Origin of the sequence: Nocardiopsis sp. CNR-923, from assembly GCF_001942255.1 — a bacterium.
Classification (GTDB): domain Bacteria; phylum Actinomycetota; class Actinomycetes; order Streptosporangiales; family Streptosporangiaceae; genus Nocardiopsis.
The window spans coordinates 109459-126550 of sequence record NZ_MKKC01000033.1 but is presented as its reverse complement, the minus strand read 5'-3'; the positions used below and the strand labels follow the sequence as shown (position 1 = coordinate 126550).

The window sequence follows — 17092 nt, the reverse complement described above, 5'->3', positions numbered from 1 at the left end:
GCCGCCATGCGGCCCGCCGGCCGACTTCGGCGCTTGCGCGCGTGCGTGGTGTGTCTCAAACCCATTCCGACCTGGGCGAACTAGACTTCGGACCAGGGGGGTCGTCATGGCGGGTTCGAAGTTCAGGCCGGACCGGGGGCTCACCGCGCGCATGGTGACGACGATGGGCCTGCTCGCCCTGGTCTACGTCGCCTTCGTCGTCGGGCTGGTCCTGGTCGGCATGAGTGTCTGGCTGGTCCTCCTGGTGGTCGGGGGGTTCGCCCTCTTCTCCTACTTCGCCTCCGACAGGATCGCCATGTTCTCCATGGGCGCGCGCGAAGTCGGCCCCGAGCAGCGCCCGAGCTGCACGCCGTGATCGACCGCCTCTGCGCGATGGCCGACATGGCCAAGCCGCGCGTCGGGATCGCCGGCACCGACGTCCCCAACGCCTTCGCCACCGGCCACAGCGAGAAGAGTTCCGTCGTCTGTGTGACGACCGGGCTCCTCCGGCGCCTGGAGGGTCGGGAACTGGAGGCGGTTCTGGCACACGAACTGTCCCACGTCGCGCACCGCGACGTCATGGTGATGACCATCGCCGGCTTCCTCGGAATCGTCGCGGGCTTCCTCACCCAGGCTGGGCTGCGGTTCGCCGCGTTCAGCGGGGCCGCCGGCGGCCGGAGCGGCGGCGGGGGTCCGGCGCCCGCGATGATCGCCCTCCTGGTCGTCCTGGTCAGCGTGATCGCCTGGGCGCTGAGCTTCCTCCTCACCCGGGCGCTGTCGCGCTACCGGGAGCTGTCGGCGGACCGCTCGGCCGCCTACCTCACCGGACGACCCTCCGCGCTGGGCAGCGCGCTCACCAAGATCACCGGTGACATGGCCCGCATCCCCACGCGCGACCTGCGCCAGGCAGAGCCGTTCAACGCCTTCTTCTTCGCCCCCGCCTTCAGCCGCAGGGGCTTCAGCATGAGCCAGCTGGTCGCCACGCACCCTCCGGTGGACCGCGCCTGGCCCAGCTGGCGGAGATCTCCCGGCAGCTCGGCCAGGGGACCTGACCCACCGCTCCCCGACACGGAGGCGAGGCGCCCGTGAAGAGACTCTGGCGTGCGATCCTGGGCCGCACCGCGCCCGCCCAACCCGACCTGGACGCGCTGTTCGGCCTGCCCTCGGCCGCGTTGACGCTGCGCGCGGCGGCGGGTTTCTCGCCGACCGGGACCGGCTCGGTGGCCTTCCGCGCGGCGGAGGGGGCCGCCTTCGCGGACCTGGAACGGGACGTGACCGAGCTGCTCGACGCGGACGAGGGGCCGCCGGTGGAGCAGGTGACCGACGACTACGGGTACACGTGGTTGGTCGTAAGCGCGCACGGGGCGGGGGAGGGCGCCGAGCCTGACGTCTCCGGCCTGGTCACCGACCTGCACGCGGTGAACTCGACGCTGGAGGCGGGTGGCTACGGGCCCGCGCTGCTGTGCTCGCTCGTGGGGTTCAGCGACACCCGCCGTCGTGTGCTGGGTCTGGTGTACCTGTACAAGCGCGGCACCTTCTACCCCTTCGCGCCGCTGGGCGGTCAGCGACGGGACGGCGCGCTCGAACTCCAGGTGGAGGCCGCCGTCGGTGCCGACCTGCCGATGGAGCGGGACCGGTCCCGGTGGTTCCCGGTGTACGGGGCGCCGGGATTGTACCCATAGCAGTCTGACAAGATTCCGTTATTCGGAAAATAAAATCCACAAAACGGATAAATTTGCTGCCAAGGTCTGGTGCGGCACGCTGCTGACCGGCACAATGGCCACGTGCGTATCGTCATCGCCCCAGACAAGTTCGCCGGGACCCTCTCCGCGGTCGAGGCCGCCCAGGCCGTCGCCGACGGGTGGCGCCGGACCGACCCCTCCGCCACGACGGAGTTGCTCCCGCTCTCCGACGGCGGCCCCGGATTCGTGGAGGTCCTGCACGAGGCCCTGGGCGGGGAGGTGCACGAGGCCGAGGTCACGGGACCCCTGGGCACGCCCGTCACCGCCGAGTACCTCCTCGACCCCGAGACGGCCACCGCCTACGTGGAGAGCGCCCAGGCGTGCGGGCTCCACCTGGTCCCGGACGCCGACCGGGACCCCGGACGCACCACCAGCCACGGCGTGGGCGACCTCATCGCCTGTGCGGTCGGCGCGGGGGCCCGCACCGTCGTCGTCGGCCTGGGCGGCAGCTCCACGAACGACGCCGGGGCGGGCATGCTGGCCGCCCTCGGCGCCGGCCCGGCCGACGTGCTCAGCCACGGCGGCGCCCCGCTCGCGGACGCCTCCCAGACGCTCGACCTCGAACCGGCCCGCAGATCGGTGGAGGGGGTCCGTCTCATCGCCGCCACCGACGTCGACAATCCGCTCCTGGGCATCCACGGGGCCAGCGCGGTCTTCGGCCCGCAGAAGGGCGCCGACCCCGACCAGGTCCAGCGCCTGGACGCTGCGCTGACCGCGTTCGCCGACCGGGTCGACCCCACGGGCGAGATCCGTGCGACCCCGGGCGCGGGGGAGCGGGCGGACTCGGGTTCGGGTTGCTGCTGCTCGGCGGCGCCGTCGAGTCCGGGGTCCGGCGCGTCCTGGAGGCGGTGCGCCTGGCCGAACGACTCACCGACGCGGACCTCGTCATCACCGGGGAGGGCTCCTTCGACGCGCAGTCCCTGCGCGGCAAGCTCCCGCACGGCGTGGCGAGCCTGGCCAGCGAGCACGGTGTGCCGTGCCTGGTGACCGCGGGCGTGGTCAAGGTCGGCCGCGCCGAGGCCGCTGCGGCCGGGATCACCGAGACCCACGCCCTCGTGGACGCGGCGGGCTCGGTGGAGGCGGCGATGGGACGCTCGGCCGAGGAACTGCGCTCGATGGCCGCCGCGATCGCCCGACGTTGGACGCGCTGACCTGCGGGGGAACGCTTCCCCGGAGGAGTCAATCGAGGGCGGGCTCGCCGCCGCGAGGCGCTGCGGGCCGGTGACGGGTGGGCGAGCGGCCCGACAAGCACTACCCTGGAGGCGCACGAGGGCATCGTGCGCGGCCGTGGCCACTTCAGCACCAGGGGCCACGGTGGCAGGGAGAACACAGCCGCCGCGCGGCGGAATGCGGTATCGGCCCCGGACGTTGACATCGGAGGAGCGGACCCGCACCTGCGGGCCCGGTCTCGTACGCGACCCGGGGTGGCCGGCAGCCGCGACCCCTTTCCAGAGGAGCTTTACACATGACGGTTCAGAGCGAGGTCACCGAGGGGATCATCCTCACCGACGAGGCGTCCGCCAAGGTCCGGGCGCTCCTGGAGCAGGAGGGCCGGGACGACCTACGCCTGCGTGTGGCCGTGCAGCCCGGCGGCTGCTCGGGGCTGCGCTACCAGCTCTACTTCGACGAGCGCGACCTCGACGGGGACGTGATCTCCGACTTCGGCGGGGTCGAGGTCGTCACCGACCGGATGAGCTCCCCCTACCTCGTCGGCGCCACCATCGACTTCGTCGACACCATCGAGAAGCAGGGCTTCACCATCGACAACCCCAACGCCACGGGCTCCTGCGCCTGCGGTGACTCCTTCAACTAGGGCGAGTGCCGCGGATGCCGCCCGTCGCGAGCGGCGGGTCCGGTACGGCTGCCGCGAAGCTGTCGAAGGAGTGCCCCGACCCCGCCTGCTCCGCAAGCTCCGCGGTGTCGCACGGCGGGGCCCGGGTTGGGGCCCTCGCCACCGATGAGAACGCGGCGAGAGTCGCGCCCGCGCGTCGCGCAGTGGTGTGCGCGTCCGCGGCACAGCCCCAGGGATCACGCCGCACAGCGCACCCCGGTGCTTCCGGGGCGCCGGAGGGGAGGGCGCAGGCCTCCGCCCTCCCCTCCGCCGTGCCGTCAACCGGCCGGCCTGCGCCCGAGAACGGCGAGGGTCTGGATACGCTGGGTCGGTTCGACCGGGCGCGGCAGCGCCCGGTCGAGGCCAACCGACGCCTCCCCAGCAAGGAGCCCCCGTCCCGTGCGTATCGCGGTTGCCGGATCCATCGCCACCGACCACCTGATGTCCTTCCAGGGCCGGTTCTCGGAACAGATCATCCCGGACCAGATCCAGCAGTTGTCCCTCTCCTTCCTCATCGACGAGCTGGACGTGCGACGCGGCGGTGTCGCCGCCAACATCTGCTTCGGCATGGGCGGCTTCGGCCTGAACCCCGTGCTCGTGGGCGCGGCCGGCGCCGACTTCGAGGAGTACCGCGCCTGGCTCGACCGCCACGGCGTCGACACCTCGGCCGTCCACATCTCCGAACTGCGGCACACCGCCCGGTTCATCTGCACCACCGACCTCGACCAGAACCAGATCGCCTCCTTCTACGCGGGCGCCATGTCCGAGGCGCGCAACATCGAGCTCCAGCCCATCGCCGACCGCCTCGGGGGTCTCGACCTCGTCCTCATCGGCGCCGACGACCCGGCCGCCATGGTCCGGCACAGCGAGGAGTGCCGCACGCGGTCCATCCCCTTCGCCGCAGACCCCTCCCAGCAGCTCGCACGCATGGAGGGCCCCCAGGTCCGCTCCCTGATCGAGGGGGCGACCTTCCTGTTCAGCAACGAGTACGAGAAGGCCCTGACCGAGCAGAAGACCGAATGGTCCGATGAACAGGTCCTGGACCGGGTCGCACCCGCGTCACGACGCTGGGCGCCAAGGGAGCGCGGATCGACCGCAGGGGCGAGCCGAGCGTCCACGTCCCCTCCGCCGTGGTCGGCGAACTCGTCGACCCCACGGGCATGGGCGACGCCTTCCGAGCCGGGTTCCTGGCCGCGCACTCCTGGGGCCTGTCCCTGGAGCGCGCCGCCCAGGTCGGCAACGCCACCGCCGCGCACTGCCTGGAGGCGGACGGCCCCCAGGAGTACTCGCTGTCAGCCGCCTCGTTGACCGAGCGCCTGGAGCGGTCCTACGGCTCCGGGGTGGCCGCCGAGGTCGCCGCGCACGTGTGATCCTGCCCGCCGCCCCGGCGCGACCGCACGGTCCTGGTCGGGGCGGTGTCGCGGACGCCGTAAAGTAGGTAGCCGCGACCCGCACGACCCGGTACGCCGGGCCGCTGCCCGACGGTCGGCCTTCGCCGACCAGCACGGGGAGCCCCGTGCCCTCCGGTGCGCTGAGACGCGTGCCGGTTCCAGCCCGAACCGTCAGCGCTGGGTCGCCGCGACGGTGGGAACCCGTCTTGACCGCTCCGGCGGCGGGACTCGGGCGCGTACCGCGCCTCCCAGATCTAGGCCAGCCTTACCTGGGATTCCCTGAATCACTGAAAGGACTATGCATGCGCTACACCGGACCGAAGGTGCGGTTGTCCCGGCGCGCCGGCACCCCGCTGACCCGTAAGGCGGTCAGCTACTTCGAGAAGCGTCCGTACCCGCCTGGTGAGCACGGCCGCCGTGTCCGCCGCAACAGCAGCGACTTCGCCGTCCGTCAGGCGGAGAAGCAGAAGGTGCGCTGGTACTACGACCTGACCGAGAAGCAGCTGCTGCGCGTCTACGAGAACGCCAAGAAGCGTCCGGGCCGTACCGGTGAGGAGATGCTCGCCGAACTGGAGCTGCGTCTGGCCACGGTCGTGCTCCGGGCCGGGTTCGCCGCCTCGATCTACGCCGCCCGCCAGTTCATCAACCACGGCCACATCACCGTGGACGGCAAGAAGGTCGACATCCCGTCGTACCAGGTCAAGCCGGGCCAGATCATCAGCGTTCGGGAGAAGTCCCGCCAGATGGTCCCGTTCATCGAGGCCGCCGAGGGCGTCCACGCCGACGACAAGATCGCCGGCTTCCTCGCCGTCAGCCACTCGGACCTGCGCATCGCGGTCGTCGACCGCCCCAAGCGTGAGCAGATCCCCGTGCCCTTCGACGAGCAGCTCGTCGTCGAGTTCTACGCCCGTTAGGGGGTCCCCGGACCCCGAACCGTGCGGAGGCCGCGCGGACCCTCGTCGTCCGCGCGGCCTCCGGCGCGTCTGCGGTGTGCTGTGCGCCACCCGCCGGTTCCGGTGAGGTCCGCATCGTTACCGCAACGCAACCGAAACCCCGGCTGACTCTTCAGTACCGGCGGCGGATGTGATAGGCGCTACCCCGCGTCAGAGGCTTCTCCACCACGAAGTCGTGCATCTTCATCCGACACCAGGCGGGGATGTCCGCCTTCGCGGCGGGATCGTCCGCGGTGACCGCGATGACGGCGCCGATGGGCACCTCGTGCAGGCGCTGGGCGAGCATGAGGATCGGGATCGGGCACTTGCGGCCGACCGCCTCCACGGTCACCAGAGGCCGCTGGTTCGGATACTCGGGCACGGTCACCCCCACGTGTCGTCGTCCTGTGTCCCAATCTTGACCCGCTCCTCCTGCTAAGGCGAACCCGGTTAAGGGTGTCGTCAGCCCAGCGATACGCTCGCCTTGGTCCTGCCTCGCGCACCGCGCGCCGGTCACGGCGAACGGTCGCGGACGGGGGCCCGGGGGACGCCGGGCCGCGCTCCGTAGCCAGCCGGGAGGGCATCCCTCCGCGGGCGAACGGGTCCGGCTCCGTGTGCCGCCGCGCGTCCGGCAGGGGCTGTTCGGCAACACGCTGACCAGCTCAGGCCAGGAAACAGGAGGCCGGAAGGTGCACGATAATGTTTCCCCCTGACAAGCTTTGGATACTTAGGCCGCCCGCGGACGATCCGCGGGCTTCACCGCTGGGAAGGCAATCCGTGAGTCCGACCCGCCAAGAGAATCGGCGCTCCGCAACGCGCCGATGGGCACCACGCGGCGCCGCGCTCGCCGTGCTGGGGCTGGCCGCGACCGGCTGCGCGTCGAACGATCTCACTCGTTTGGGCATGCCGGAGCCGATCACCGAGCAGGCGGAGCGGGTTCTCTCGCTCTGGCAGGGCTCCTGGGTGGCGGCGTTCGCGGTCGGCATTCTCGTGTGGGGACTGATCATCTGGTCGGTCATCTTCCACCGCAAGCGCTCTGAGCAGTTGCCGCCGCAGGTGCGGTACAACATGCCCATCGAAGCGCTCTACACCATCCTGCCGATCGTCGTCATCTCGGTGCTCTTCTACTTCACCGCGCGCGACCAGGCCTACCTGCTGGAGACCGAGGAGCCCGCCGACGTCAACGTCGAGGTCGTGGCCTTCCAGTGGGCCTGGCAGTTCAACTACCTGGACGACACCCTGGACAACGGCGGCCAGACGCAGTTCTCCACGGTCGGCACCCCCGACCCGGGCGGCACCGCCAACCGCGACGCGCAGCCGACCCTCGTGCTCCCCGAGAACTCGATCGTCCACTTCGACCTCCGCTCTCCCGACGTCATCCACTCCTTCTGGATCCCGGCCTCGGGTTCAAGATGGACGTCATCCCCGGTCGTGAGAACGCTTTCCAGGTGAATGTCAACGAGGGCACCGTCGGCGACTACGTCGGCCGCTGCGCCGAGCTGTGCGGCACCGACCACACCCGCATGCTGTTCAACGTCGAGGTCCTGCCCCAGGACGAGTACGAGCAGTGGGCCGCCGAGCAGCAGGCCGTCGCGGCCGAGGAGAACGCCGCGCTGGAGGAGGCCGCGACCCAGGCCGAGACCGCGAACGCAGACGAGGCCGAGGACGAGGACGAGACCGAGGCGACCGACGACGGTGAACGGGCCCGGGTGGAGGACACCGAGGGCGACACCGGTGCGGACGACGCCGAGGAGAATGACGAGTCATGACCACGCAAGTGAGTAACGTGCGAGCCGCCCAGGAGGCGCCGTCGCGCAAGGGGTCGATCGTCGTCAACTGGATGACGTCGACCGACCACAAGGTCATCGGGTACATGTACCTGATCACCTCGTTCGCCTTCTTCCTCTTCGGCGGCGTCCTGGCCCTGCTGATGCGGGCCGAACTGCTCCTCCCCGGCATGCAGCTCATGTCCAACGAGGAGTTCAACCAGCTGTTCACCATGCACGGCACGATCATGCTGCTGCTGTTCGCGACCCCGCTCTTCGTCGGGTTCTCGAACATCATCATGCCGTTGCAGATCGGCGCGCCCGACGTGGCGTTCCCCAGGATGAACCTGTTCGGGTACTACCTGTTCCTGTTCGGCGGCCTGATCGTCGTCAGCGGGTTCCTCACCCCGGGCGGCGCGGCCAGTTTCGGCTGGTTCGCCTACACCCCGCTGTCCGACGCGGTCCGCTCGCCGGGCCTGGGCGGCGACCTGTGGATCATGGGCCTGGCGGTGGGCGGTCTGGGCACCATCCTCTCGGCGGTCAACTTCATCACCACCGGCCTGTGCATGCGCGCGCCCGGCATGACGATGTTCCGCATGTCGATCTTCTCCTGGAACACGATGCTCACCAGCGTCCTGGTGCTCATCGCCTTCCCGGTCCTGACGGCGGCCCTGATCGCCCTGGGCGCGGACCGCATGGTCGGCACGCAGGTCTTCAACTCCGAGCACGGCGGCGCCATCCTCTGGCAGCACCTGTTCTGGTTCTTCGGCCACCCCGAGGTGTACATCATCGCCCTGCCCTTCTTCGGCATCGCGACGGAGATCCTCCCGGTGTTCAGCCGCAAGCCGATCTTCGGTTACAAGAGCCTGGTGGGCGCGACCATCGCCATCGCCGGCCTGTCCGTGACCGTGTGGGCGCACCACATGTTCCCGACCGGCGCGGTTCTGCTGCCGTTCTTCTCGTTCATGACCTTCCTCATCGCCGTCCCGACCGGGGTGAAGTTCTTCAACTGGATCGGCACGATGTGGCGCGGCCAGCTCAGCTTCGAGACGCCCATGCTGTTCACCATCGGCTTCCTGGTCACCTTCCTCTTCGGCGGTCTGACCGGTGTGCTGCTGGCCTCACCGCCGATCGACTTCCACGTCACCGACTCCTACTTCGTGGTGGCCCACTTCCACTACGTCGTGTTCGGCACGGTGGTCTTCGCGATGTTCGCGGGCTTCTACTTCTGGTGGCCCAAGTTCACCGGGCGGATGCTGAACGAGCGGCTCGGCAAGATCCATTTCTGGCTGCTGTTCCTGGGCTTCCACGGCACGTTCCTCGTGCAGCACTGGCTCGGCGCGATGGGTTTCCCCCGCCGCTACGCCGACTACCTGCCCGACGACGGCTTCACCCAGCTCAACCAGATCTCGTCGGTCTCCTCGTTCGTGCTGGGCGCTCGACGCTGATCTTCCTCTGGAATGTCTACGTCACCGCCAGGAAGGCGCCGAGGGTGACCGTCGACGACCCGTGGGGGCACGGTTGTTCCCTGGAGTGGGCGACGTCCTGCCCGCCGCCGCGGCACAACTTCACGTCGCTGCCGCGGATCCGGTCCGAGCGCCCGGCGTTCGACCTGAACCACCCGCACGCCGCGGCCCCGGGCGCAGTCCCGGTGGGCGTCACCAAGGAGTAGGGCGAACACATCATGAAGATGCAGGCTTATCTGTTCATGGGCGTTTCCACCTTCTTCGGTCTGGCCGCCCTGCTGTACATGTTCTGGTCGTACCAGGACACCGGTGCCATCGAGTGGGCGGGTTCCACCGTCCTGGTCGTCGGCATCGGTTTCGGATGGATGATCGGCTTCTGGCTCTGGCAGGCGGCGCGCCGCAGCGAGCACTTCCACGGGCTCCCCGCGGAGGAGCGGCTGGACGGCGAGATCTCCGAGAGCGCCGGGGAGTACGGGTTCTTCAGTCCGCACAGCTGGTGGCCGCTGTTCGCCGCACTGGCCGTCGCCTTCATGGCGGTGGGTGTGGCGATCGGCTGGTGGATGGTGTTCATCGGCGGCCTGGCCGTCACCCTCACCTCGATCGGCTGGGTCTTCGAGTACTACCGCAAGGAGTTCCAGCACTGATGTCCTGACCCGCCCGGATGACGTCCTTCCGTGTTGAGGTCGTCACGCAGGGTAGGATGTGGTGGTCGCCGCCCCGGTGGCCGGAGGGTTCCGTGTCAGCCGAACCCGACCGGCCGCCGGGGTTCGCCCTGTGTGTCGACCCTGCGGCGACTCATCCGGACGCGGGAGGTCCTGGCGTGAGGGGTTGGGTTTCGCGGTCGGCGTCGCGCCGATCGCTGGCGGGGGCCGCGGCGGCCGTCCTCGTGGCGACGGCCTGCACCGTCGGGGGCGGCGACGGCACGGCGTCCGGCGGCGGAGACGGCCCGGACATCACGGTGACCCCCGCGCCGGGGGCGGTCGCGGTCGCGCCCAACACACCGGTGCGGGTGTCGGTCGAGGACGGGGCGATCACCGACGTGCGGATCGAGCAGGTCGCCCACGAGGACCTGGCCGGGGCCGAGGGCCAGGACTCCGGCGCCCGGACGGGGGAGCCGCCCAGGGGCGGCTGAGCGAGGACCGGACCTCCTGGGTGAGCGACTGGAACCTGCGCCCGGGCGCGTCCGTGCGCGTGTACGCAACGGCCGAGGACGACGCGGGGCGGGAGACCGAGGTGCTCTCGCAGTTCGGCACGGCGGACGTGGACGCGGAGCACCGGCTCGAACTGGCCGCCAACTTCCCCCAGTCGGGCGACGTCGTGGGCGTGGGCATGCCCGTGGTCGTCACCTTCGACCGGCCCGTCGCGTACAAGCGGCAGGTGGAGAACTCCATGGAGGTGACCTCCGAGGAGGTCACCGAGGGCGCCTGGAACTGGGTCGACGACCAGACGGCCGTGTTCCGCCCCCGCGACTACTGGGAGCCGCGTCAGCGGGTCACGGTCGATCTGCGGTTGGCCGGGGTGGAGGCCGCCGACGGCGTGTTCGGCACCCTCGACCGGCGGATCGAGTTCGAGGTCGGCCGGCAGTTGGTCGCCACGATGCACGTGCCCGACCACCGCATGGAGGTGGCGATCGACGGCCAGGCCGTGCGCACGATCCCGGTGAGCAACGGCAAGGGGCTGCGCCGCTTCAACACCACGACCTCCGGGATCCATCTGACCATGGAGAAGTACGCGACCCTCGTCATGGACTCGGCGACCGTGGGCATTCCCCAGGGCTCGCCCGGCTACTACCGGCTCGACGTCGACTGGGCGGTGCGCACGTCCAACAGCGGCGAGTTCACCCACGCCGCTCCGTGGAACCTGGGCAACCTCGGCCGCGCCAACGCCTCCAACGGCTGCACGAACATGTCGGTCTCCGACGCCCGGTGGTTCTACGACAAGTCCCTCATGGGCGACGTCCTGGTGACCACCGGGACCTCGCGTGAACTGGAGTGGGACAACGGTTGGGGCTTCTACCAACGCTCGTGGGAGGAGTGGCTGGAGCACAGTGTGACCGGCGAGCCCCAGACGACCGACGGCTCCGGCACACCCGGCTCCGTCCACGGTGACGATCTGTAGGGCCACGCTCGCTTCGGGCCCGGCTGCGCTCTGGCCCGCCCGTGACCGGGGGCGGCTGCGGGCGGCGCCCCCACGGACCCCACGGCGCGGTCTCGTCCTCCAGCGACCCCACCGTTCGCACGCACCCTCAGACGCCCAGCAGTCCGTCCAGTCGCTCGGAGACCCGATCCCAGGTCCACTCCCGGGAGACCCACTCCCGACCGCGCGCGCCCATTCCGGCGGCCAGCTCGGGATCGCGCAGCAGGCGGATGAGCGCCCGGGCGGTGGGTCCGGGATGGGAGCCGTCGACCACGGTGCCGGTCTCGTCCGCCAGGACCGCGTCCGGGGCGCCGCCGGACTCCCCGGCGACCACCGGCAGCCCCGTGGCCGACGCCTCCAGGTAGACGATGCCGAGCCCCTCCACGTCGAGGCCGCCGCGCCGCGTGCGGCACGGCATCGCGAACACGTCGCCCGCGTCGTAGTGGGCGGGGAGTTCCCCTGCGGCGACGGGGCCCGTGAGGACCACCGAGTCCAGGCCGCGCGCCGCCGAGCGCAACCGGCTCGCGTCGGGTCCGTCCCCGACGATGAGCAGCGCCGCCTCGGGCACGTCGCCAGGACACGGGGCCAGGCGCGCAGCAGCGTGTCCTGGCCCTTGCGCCGCACCAGCCGTGAGACGCACACGACCACGGGTCGCCCGCCCAGTCCGTGCCGTTGGCGCACCCTCACACCGCCGGAGCCGGGGCGGAACCGGTCGGTGTCGACTCCCGGGGCGAGGCGGCGCATGCGTTCGGCGGCCCGCGCGGACAGGGCCCGTGCCAGTCGGCGACGGGTGAACTCGCCCAGGTAGGTGACGGTGTCCGTGGTGTCCCCGATCCGGCGGAGCGCCTCGCGGGCGCCGGGCAGGGCCGACCATCCCGTCTCGTGCCCGTGGGTGAGCGCCACCTGGCGGCGCACGGGGCCGCGGTCGCGCAGGGACTCGGCCACCAACCCGAGCGGGGCCGCCGCGCCGTACAGGACCGCTTCACACCCCTCCAGTTCGGCGATGGCCCGTGCCCGCGCCGCCACCCGGGGAGTCGGCAGGAGGACGCGGGCGGAGTCACGCACGACGGGGAAGGGCTGGCGCAGGTCGAAACCGGGGTCGGCGGCGACGTCGCGGGGTGCGGGGGAGGAGCAGTACACGACGACCGATCCCTCCGGGCGGCGCAGGGCCAGTTCGTGCACGAAGGACTCGATGCCCCCGGAGCGCGGCGGGAAGTCGTTGGTGATGATCAGGGTTCGCGGCACGGACGCGAGTCTAGGGCGCGCACCCGGTACGTGCCGCGGGGGCGCACCCGGCCCGGACGTGTGCGGCCGTCGCCGCCAGGCCGAGGGCCGGTTCTTGGAACGGTCGCCCGAGGGGCGTTCGGGCGCGCCGAGGATGAGGAATTCCTGCCTTCGGGGCGCCCGAACCCGGTCCGCGGCGAAGCCGGGGACCCCGGGGGGCACTGCCTAGGGGCGCACGGCGGTGGTGAAGTTCTGCCGGTAGTAGCTGTTGAGGGTCACGGTGCCGATCGGCTTGCTCGACGTCGAGGCGTGCACCATCACGTTGTCGCCCGCGTACAGGCCGACGTGGCTCGGGCTGGATCCGTAGAAGAACATCAGGTCGCCGGGCTGCATGTCGTCCCACGACACCCGGGTGCCCGCGTTGACCTGGTCGTAGGTGGTGCGGGGCAGGCTCACGTCCGCGGCGGCCCACGCCGCCTGCGTCAGTCCGGAGCAGTCGTACCCGTTCGGGCCCGTGCCGCCCCAGACGTAGGGCTTGCCGATCTGGTCGTAGGCGAACTGGAGGGCGACCTGGGCGTCGCCGGAGGCCGAGCCGGTGTAGGCGGTGCCGCCGCCCCCGGACGAACCGTTGCTGGTCCCATCTTCGCCCGAGGTCGTGCCGCCGTCGGTGTTGGCGACGTTCTCGGTGGCGCGGGCGCGCTCCTCGGCGGTGAGCTCGTCCAGGAGCGCCTCCTGCTCGGCGATGGCCTCCTCAGCCTCCTCCGTGGCCTGTTCCGCCTCCTCCAGCGCCTCGGCGGCCTCCTCCTCGGCCGCGCTCGCCTCCGTCTCCAGCGACTCCAGGTAGGCCAGTTCTTCGACGTAGCGTTCGAGGTCCCGGTCGTTCTGCTCGGCGAGGTAGGTCAGGTCCGCCTCGTGCGCCAGCACGTCCTCGGGGCCGCTGGCGCCCAGAAGCTGGACGGGGGAGGTGAGGTCGCGCCGGTGTAGGTGAGGTTGGCCAGGGCGCGCACGCTGGCGCCCAGGTCGTCGATGGCGTCGCGGGTGGCGTCCAGGCTGGTCGTGATCTCGCCGAGACGCTCCTCGGCGGCCTCGTGCGCCTCCTGGGCCTCGTTGTACTCGGCGTTGAGCCGACTGAACTCCTCCTCCAGGGACTCGATCTCCTCGCGGACTTCGTCGGCGGTCGGCTCGGCGAGGGCCGCGGAGGGGGCGAGGAGGGCGCCGGCGGCGAGGGCGGCGACGACCGCCGTGCGGCGGCCAAGACGGGATCCAGACACGATGGGGTTACACCTTTCTCCCCTCGGTCCAGGCCTGCCAGGGGATCCAAGGGGCTGCACCGGGTGGGGCTCGGGCGGTCGACGACGCTGGCCGAAACGGTGTGGGGGTGTGCCCAACCCGGGCGCGGCCGTCACCACCAGGGGGGTGGTGAAGAAGGAGCGACCACGCTCGGCGATGAACACTAGTGCATTCGTCGCTCCGCTCTCAACTGTTTCGTTACCTTTGGCTCAAGCGTGTGGACTGTCCGAAATTCCCGTCGCGGAACGGCGTGAGGGCCGCCGCCCGGATCATCCGGGTGGCGGCCCTCACGGGCGCCTCTGGGGGTGCCCCGCTAGGGGCGGACGGCGAACTCGAACTGGCCGGCCCAGTAGGCGGCCAGGCCGACGACCTCGATGTTGCGGCCGGTGCGCGGGGCGTGCACCATCTGGCCGTTGCCCGCGTAGAGCCCGTCATGGCCCTGGCCGCTGAAGAACATGATGTCGCCGGGCTGGAGCGCGCTCATGTCGTTGATGCGCGTGCCCACGCCGGCCTGGGCGTAGGTGGTGCGGGGCAGGTTGACGCCGCCGGCGCGCCACGCCGCCTGCACCAGGCCGGAGCAGTCGTAGCCGTTGGGGCCCGTACCGCCGTAGATGTAGGGCTTGCCGACCTGGGCGTAGGCGAAGTCGAGCGCGGCCCCGGCGCTCCCGGACGCGCTTCCGGTGTAGGAGGCGCCCGCCGTGTCGTCGGCGCCCTCGGCGGAGGCGTCGGCCGAGGGGAACTGCGCCAGCAGTTCCTCCTGTTCGTCGATGGCCGCCTCGACCTCCTCCCGAGCCTCGTCGGCCTCCTGCAGACGCTCGTCGGCCTCCTCCAGGGCCTGCTCGGCCTCGTCCCGGAGGGAGAACAGACGCTGTTCGGACTCGCCGAACTCGTTCAGCTGTGCGAGCTGCTGGTCGGAAAGGTAGTTCAGGTCGGCGTTCTGCTCCAGGAGGCTCTCGGGCCCGTCCGAGGTCAGGATGCTCGCCGTGGAGTCCAACTCGCCCGACTGGTAGGAGGCGCTGGCGAACTGCTGGACCCGCTCACGCAACTCGTTGTAGCGGTCCTCCTCGTCGCCGACCTGCTCGTCCAGCTCCTCGAACTGGGTTTTGGCGGTCTCGTGGTCCTCCTCGGCCTCGTTGAATTCCTGGACCGCCGTGTCGGCCTGCTGATTGAGCTCCTCGATCCGGTCCTCGACCTCCTCCTGGGTTGGTTCCGCGTAGGCGGTTCCGGGGGAGATCAGGGTTCCGGCGACGACCACGCCGAGTCCGGTCGTCGTGAGTCGGCGAGCCGTACGCCGACCACCGGCGTTCTTCATGGCGGTCCACGCTCCTAAGGTGAGGGACTTCCGCACGGGGGTGCTGGAGGAGACAACGGGGAGGCCGTCCGCGCGGGGCGCGGACGCGCGTGAGTCGGGGGACCCGGCCCGGACCGCGGACACAGGTGTCGCGTTCTATCCGGTAGAGCACTCACGCTCCGGGAAGAACCTAGCGGACGGACCTGCGCCCCTCAACCACGAACCCCACGGAACACGCGGCCGCCCGCGCGACCGCACGGGTCGCACGGGCGGCGTTTGACCAGGCTGGGGCGCCCGCACGGGCTATGGTCACGAAGAAGTAACGAACCTGTGTGCGCGTGGCCGAGCGACCGGCCTCAACCGTGCCCCTCCAGTCGGCGCAGGAAGAGCGTCGACGGCACCGCCCGCGCGCCGGCCGCGCGCACGGCCGTGACGATCTCCCGGTCCGAGGTCACGACGGCGATCGGCCGCCCCGGCGGTTCGGCGCGCACCAGCCGCACGATCAGCTCGTCGGCGGTCTGACCGGGCGCGCTGAAGAGCACCCGTACCCGGCGCGGCTGGGCGATGACCGGCGGTGTGTCGACGTCGGCGCCGTCGAACACGCACGTGACCTCCGCCTTCGTCCGAGTCGCCAGGCCCTCCAGGGAGTTGAGCAACCGGGTGCGCTGATCGGCCAGGGCAAGCGTGCCGTAACCCGTCTTGGTGACGTTGTAGCCGTCCACGAGAAGGTGCACGCGCGGGACGGTGAGCAGCTGCTCCAGCAGTCCCGGGTCGTCGTCGGGCAGACCGCCCAACGGCACCCGGCGCTGCTCCCGCGCGGCCTCGGCGACGTGGTCGGCGGGGCTGGCCAGGGACGTGGGCAGGGCCAACTCTCGGCGCAGCCCGTGCGACGCCTCCACGAGCACGTCCACCAGCACGCGCAGGCGCGCCTCGTCGGCGTTGCGCCCGGCGCGCACCGCCCGGCGCGCGCTCTCGACCTGCGCCTCGACCTCGGCCAGCCGGGAACGCAGCCGTCTGTTCTCCGACTCCAGCGCGTTGACCTGCGTCGCCGACTCGCTCTCCCGGTCGGCGGTCTCGGCCAGGGCGCGCTCGCGCCCGCGGTGGCCTTCTTGGCGCGCTGGCGCTCGGTGTGCACCTTGCGCCGGAGCTCGGAGATCTCGGCGCGCTGCTCGCGGACCTGGCCGCGCAGCCGTTCCAGGTCGGCCTGGTGGCCGCGCCTGGTCTCCTCCAACTGGCGGCGCGCCGCGTCGAGCGCCCCCGCCGCCTCGTCGGCCTCCTTGGCACTGGTCTGGCGTTCCAACTCCGTGTGGACGCCCTCGACGATCTCCTCCCACCCGGGCGGCCGCAGCAGGTAGGCACAGGCCGCCACCGCCACGGGGTCGGCGGCGGGCGGCACGACGCCGGAGCGCAGACCCTCGGCCAACTCGGGCCAGACCTGGTCAACCCGGGCGGCCACACGTGCGCGGAACGCGCCGTCCGTCTCCAGCTGGGCGGCGATCTGCGGCCCGGCGAGCCGGGCACGGCGGCGCGGTTCGAACTTGGCCACCCGTCGCAGCAACGGGGGCAGTTCGCTCGCGGCCATGCCGCCCAGAACATCGGACCCGTACTCGATCACGCGTGCGCGTACCTGCTCGGGCAGGGGGCGCCGCAGCCGTCCGTCCTCGGAGTCCTCCCGCTCGTCACGGGCCGTTTCGGCACCGGGGCCGAGCGGCTCGTCGGAGTCGCCGCCCGCCTCCGGGCGGGCGCTCATGCCCGACCCGTCGTGCTCTCAGCCGAGGAGTCGGAGACCGACTCGGCGTCAGGGCGGGCGACGATCTCCACGCTGTCCGTCGCGCCGCACCACCGGCACCGGACGCGCTCCACCGTCTCGGCGAGCACCGACCGCTCCTCGACCAGGCCCCGTCCGGCCAGGTCCTGGTGGATGAAGTCCTCGGAACGGACCGTGCGGGTCACGTCGAAGCGCGTGAGGTTGCCGCACCCGGTGCACCGCCAACGTTCACTGTCACCCGGCATCGCGATCCCCACGGTTTCCTCCTCTGGTCGG

At 71.2% G+C, this 17092-nt stretch carries 7 protein-coding genes and 9 pseudogenes; 10 read left to right on the top strand and 6 right to left on the bottom strand.

All coding sequences use genetic code 11. The annotated features are described in order from the left end of the window. Positions 1-106: 106 nt before the first annotated feature. From htpX to rpsD, 6 genes and pseudogenes are all read left to right on the top strand, one after another. Positions 107-1031 (top strand): annotated as a pseudogene (gene htpX / locus BJF83_RS02535) (zinc metalloprotease HtpX). 33 nt (positions 1032-1064) lie between these two features. Further along, positions 1065-1661, top strand: coding sequence for a hypothetical protein (locus BJF83_RS02530; RefSeq protein ID WP_075925019.1), 597 nt, complete (start codon positions 1065-1067; stop codon positions 1659-1661). Positions 1662-1763: 102 nt separating this feature from the next. After that, positions 1764-2872 (top strand): annotated as a pseudogene (locus BJF83_RS02525) (glycerate kinase). 314 nt (positions 2873-3186) lie between these two features. Next, a complete protein-coding gene (locus BJF83_RS02520) occupies positions 3187-3534 on the top strand; it encodes an iron-sulfur cluster assembly accessory protein (protein ID WP_075925018.1) in 348 nt (115 codons plus the stop codon). 417 nt (positions 3535-3951) lie between these two features. After that, positions 3952-4922: pseudogene (locus BJF83_RS02515) on the top strand (carbohydrate kinase family protein). Positions 4923-5245: 323 nt separating this feature from the next. Then, positions 5246-5857: a 30S ribosomal protein S4 gene (gene rpsD / locus BJF83_RS02510; RefSeq protein ID WP_075925017.1), complete on the top strand. Its 612-nt coding sequence runs from the start codon at positions 5246-5248 to the stop codon at positions 5855-5857. A 151-nt stretch (positions 5858-6008) separates the two neighbouring features. Here the strand turns inward: rpsD and BJF83_RS02505 are convergent, their stop codons facing one another. Further along, complete coding sequence (locus BJF83_RS02505) at positions 6009-6257, bottom strand: sulfurtransferase TusA family protein (RefSeq protein ID WP_187347066.1); 249 nt, start codon at positions 6255-6257, stop codon at positions 6009-6011. A gap of 521 nt (positions 6258-6778) precedes the next feature. On the opposite strand from BJF83_RS02505, the pseudogene coxB reads away from it, so the two are divergent. The 4 genes and pseudogenes from coxB (at position 6779) to BJF83_RS02485 (ending at position 11225) form a co-directional block, all read left to right on the top strand. Continuing rightward, positions 6779-7644: pseudogene (gene coxB / locus BJF83_RS02500) on the top strand (cytochrome c oxidase subunit II). A gap of 71 nt (positions 7645-7715) precedes the next feature. Beyond that, positions 7716-9313: pseudogene (gene ctaD / locus BJF83_RS02495) on the top strand (cytochrome c oxidase subunit I). Positions 9314-9325: 12 nt separating this feature from the next. Further along, positions 9326-9751, top strand: a complete 426-nt coding sequence (locus tag BJF83_RS02490; protein WP_075925016.1) for a cytochrome c oxidase subunit 4 — start codon at positions 9326-9328, stop codon at positions 9749-9751. A gap of 176 nt (positions 9752-9927) precedes the next feature. Further along, positions 9928-11225, top strand: a pseudogene (locus tag BJF83_RS02485) (Ig-like domain-containing protein). Positions 11226-11352: 127 nt separating this feature from the next. Here BJF83_RS02485 and BJF83_RS02480 read toward each other — a convergent pair. From BJF83_RS02480 to BJF83_RS02460, 5 genes and pseudogenes are all read right to left on the bottom strand, one after another. Next, positions 11353-12488 (bottom strand): annotated as a pseudogene (locus tag BJF83_RS02480) (glycosyltransferase family 4 protein). A 204-nt stretch (positions 12489-12692) separates the two neighbouring features. Continuing rightward, positions 12693-13738 (bottom strand): annotated as a pseudogene (locus tag BJF83_RS02475) (C40 family peptidase). A gap of 332 nt (positions 13739-14070) precedes the next feature. Beyond that, a complete protein-coding gene (locus tag BJF83_RS02470; protein WP_187347065.1) occupies positions 14071-15069 on the bottom strand; it encodes a C40 family peptidase in 999 nt (332 codons plus the stop codon). A 335-nt stretch (positions 15070-15404) separates the two neighbouring features. After that, positions 15405-16798, bottom strand: a pseudogene (locus tag BJF83_RS02465) (NYN domain-containing protein). After that, on the bottom strand, positions 16795-17073 hold the full coding sequence (locus BJF83_RS02460) for a hypothetical protein (RefSeq protein ID WP_075925014.1): 279 nt from the start codon (positions 17071-17073) through the stop codon (positions 16795-16797). The pseudogene BJF83_RS02465 and the gene BJF83_RS02460 overlap by 4 nt, the downstream one beginning before the upstream one ends. Positions 17074-17092: the final 19 nt, after the last annotated feature.

What these genes read in the sequence shown, in the direction of transcription:
- BJF83_RS02520 (WP_075925018.1), top strand. Translation starts at nt 3,187, where the DNA reads ATGACGGTTCAGAGCGAGGTCACCGAGGGGATCATCCTCACCGACGAG.
- rpsD (WP_075925017.1), top strand. Translation starts at nt 5,246, where the DNA reads ATGCGCTACACCGGACCGAAGGTGCGGTTGTCCCGGCGCGCCGGCACC.
- BJF83_RS02490 (WP_075925016.1), top strand. Translation starts at nt 9,326, where the DNA reads ATGAAGATGCAGGCTTATCTGTTCATGGGCGTTTCCACCTTCTTCGGT.
- BJF83_RS02470 (WP_187347065.1), bottom strand. Translation starts at nt 15,069, where the DNA reads ATGAAGAACGCCGGTGGTCGGCGTACGGCTCGCCGACTCACGACGACC.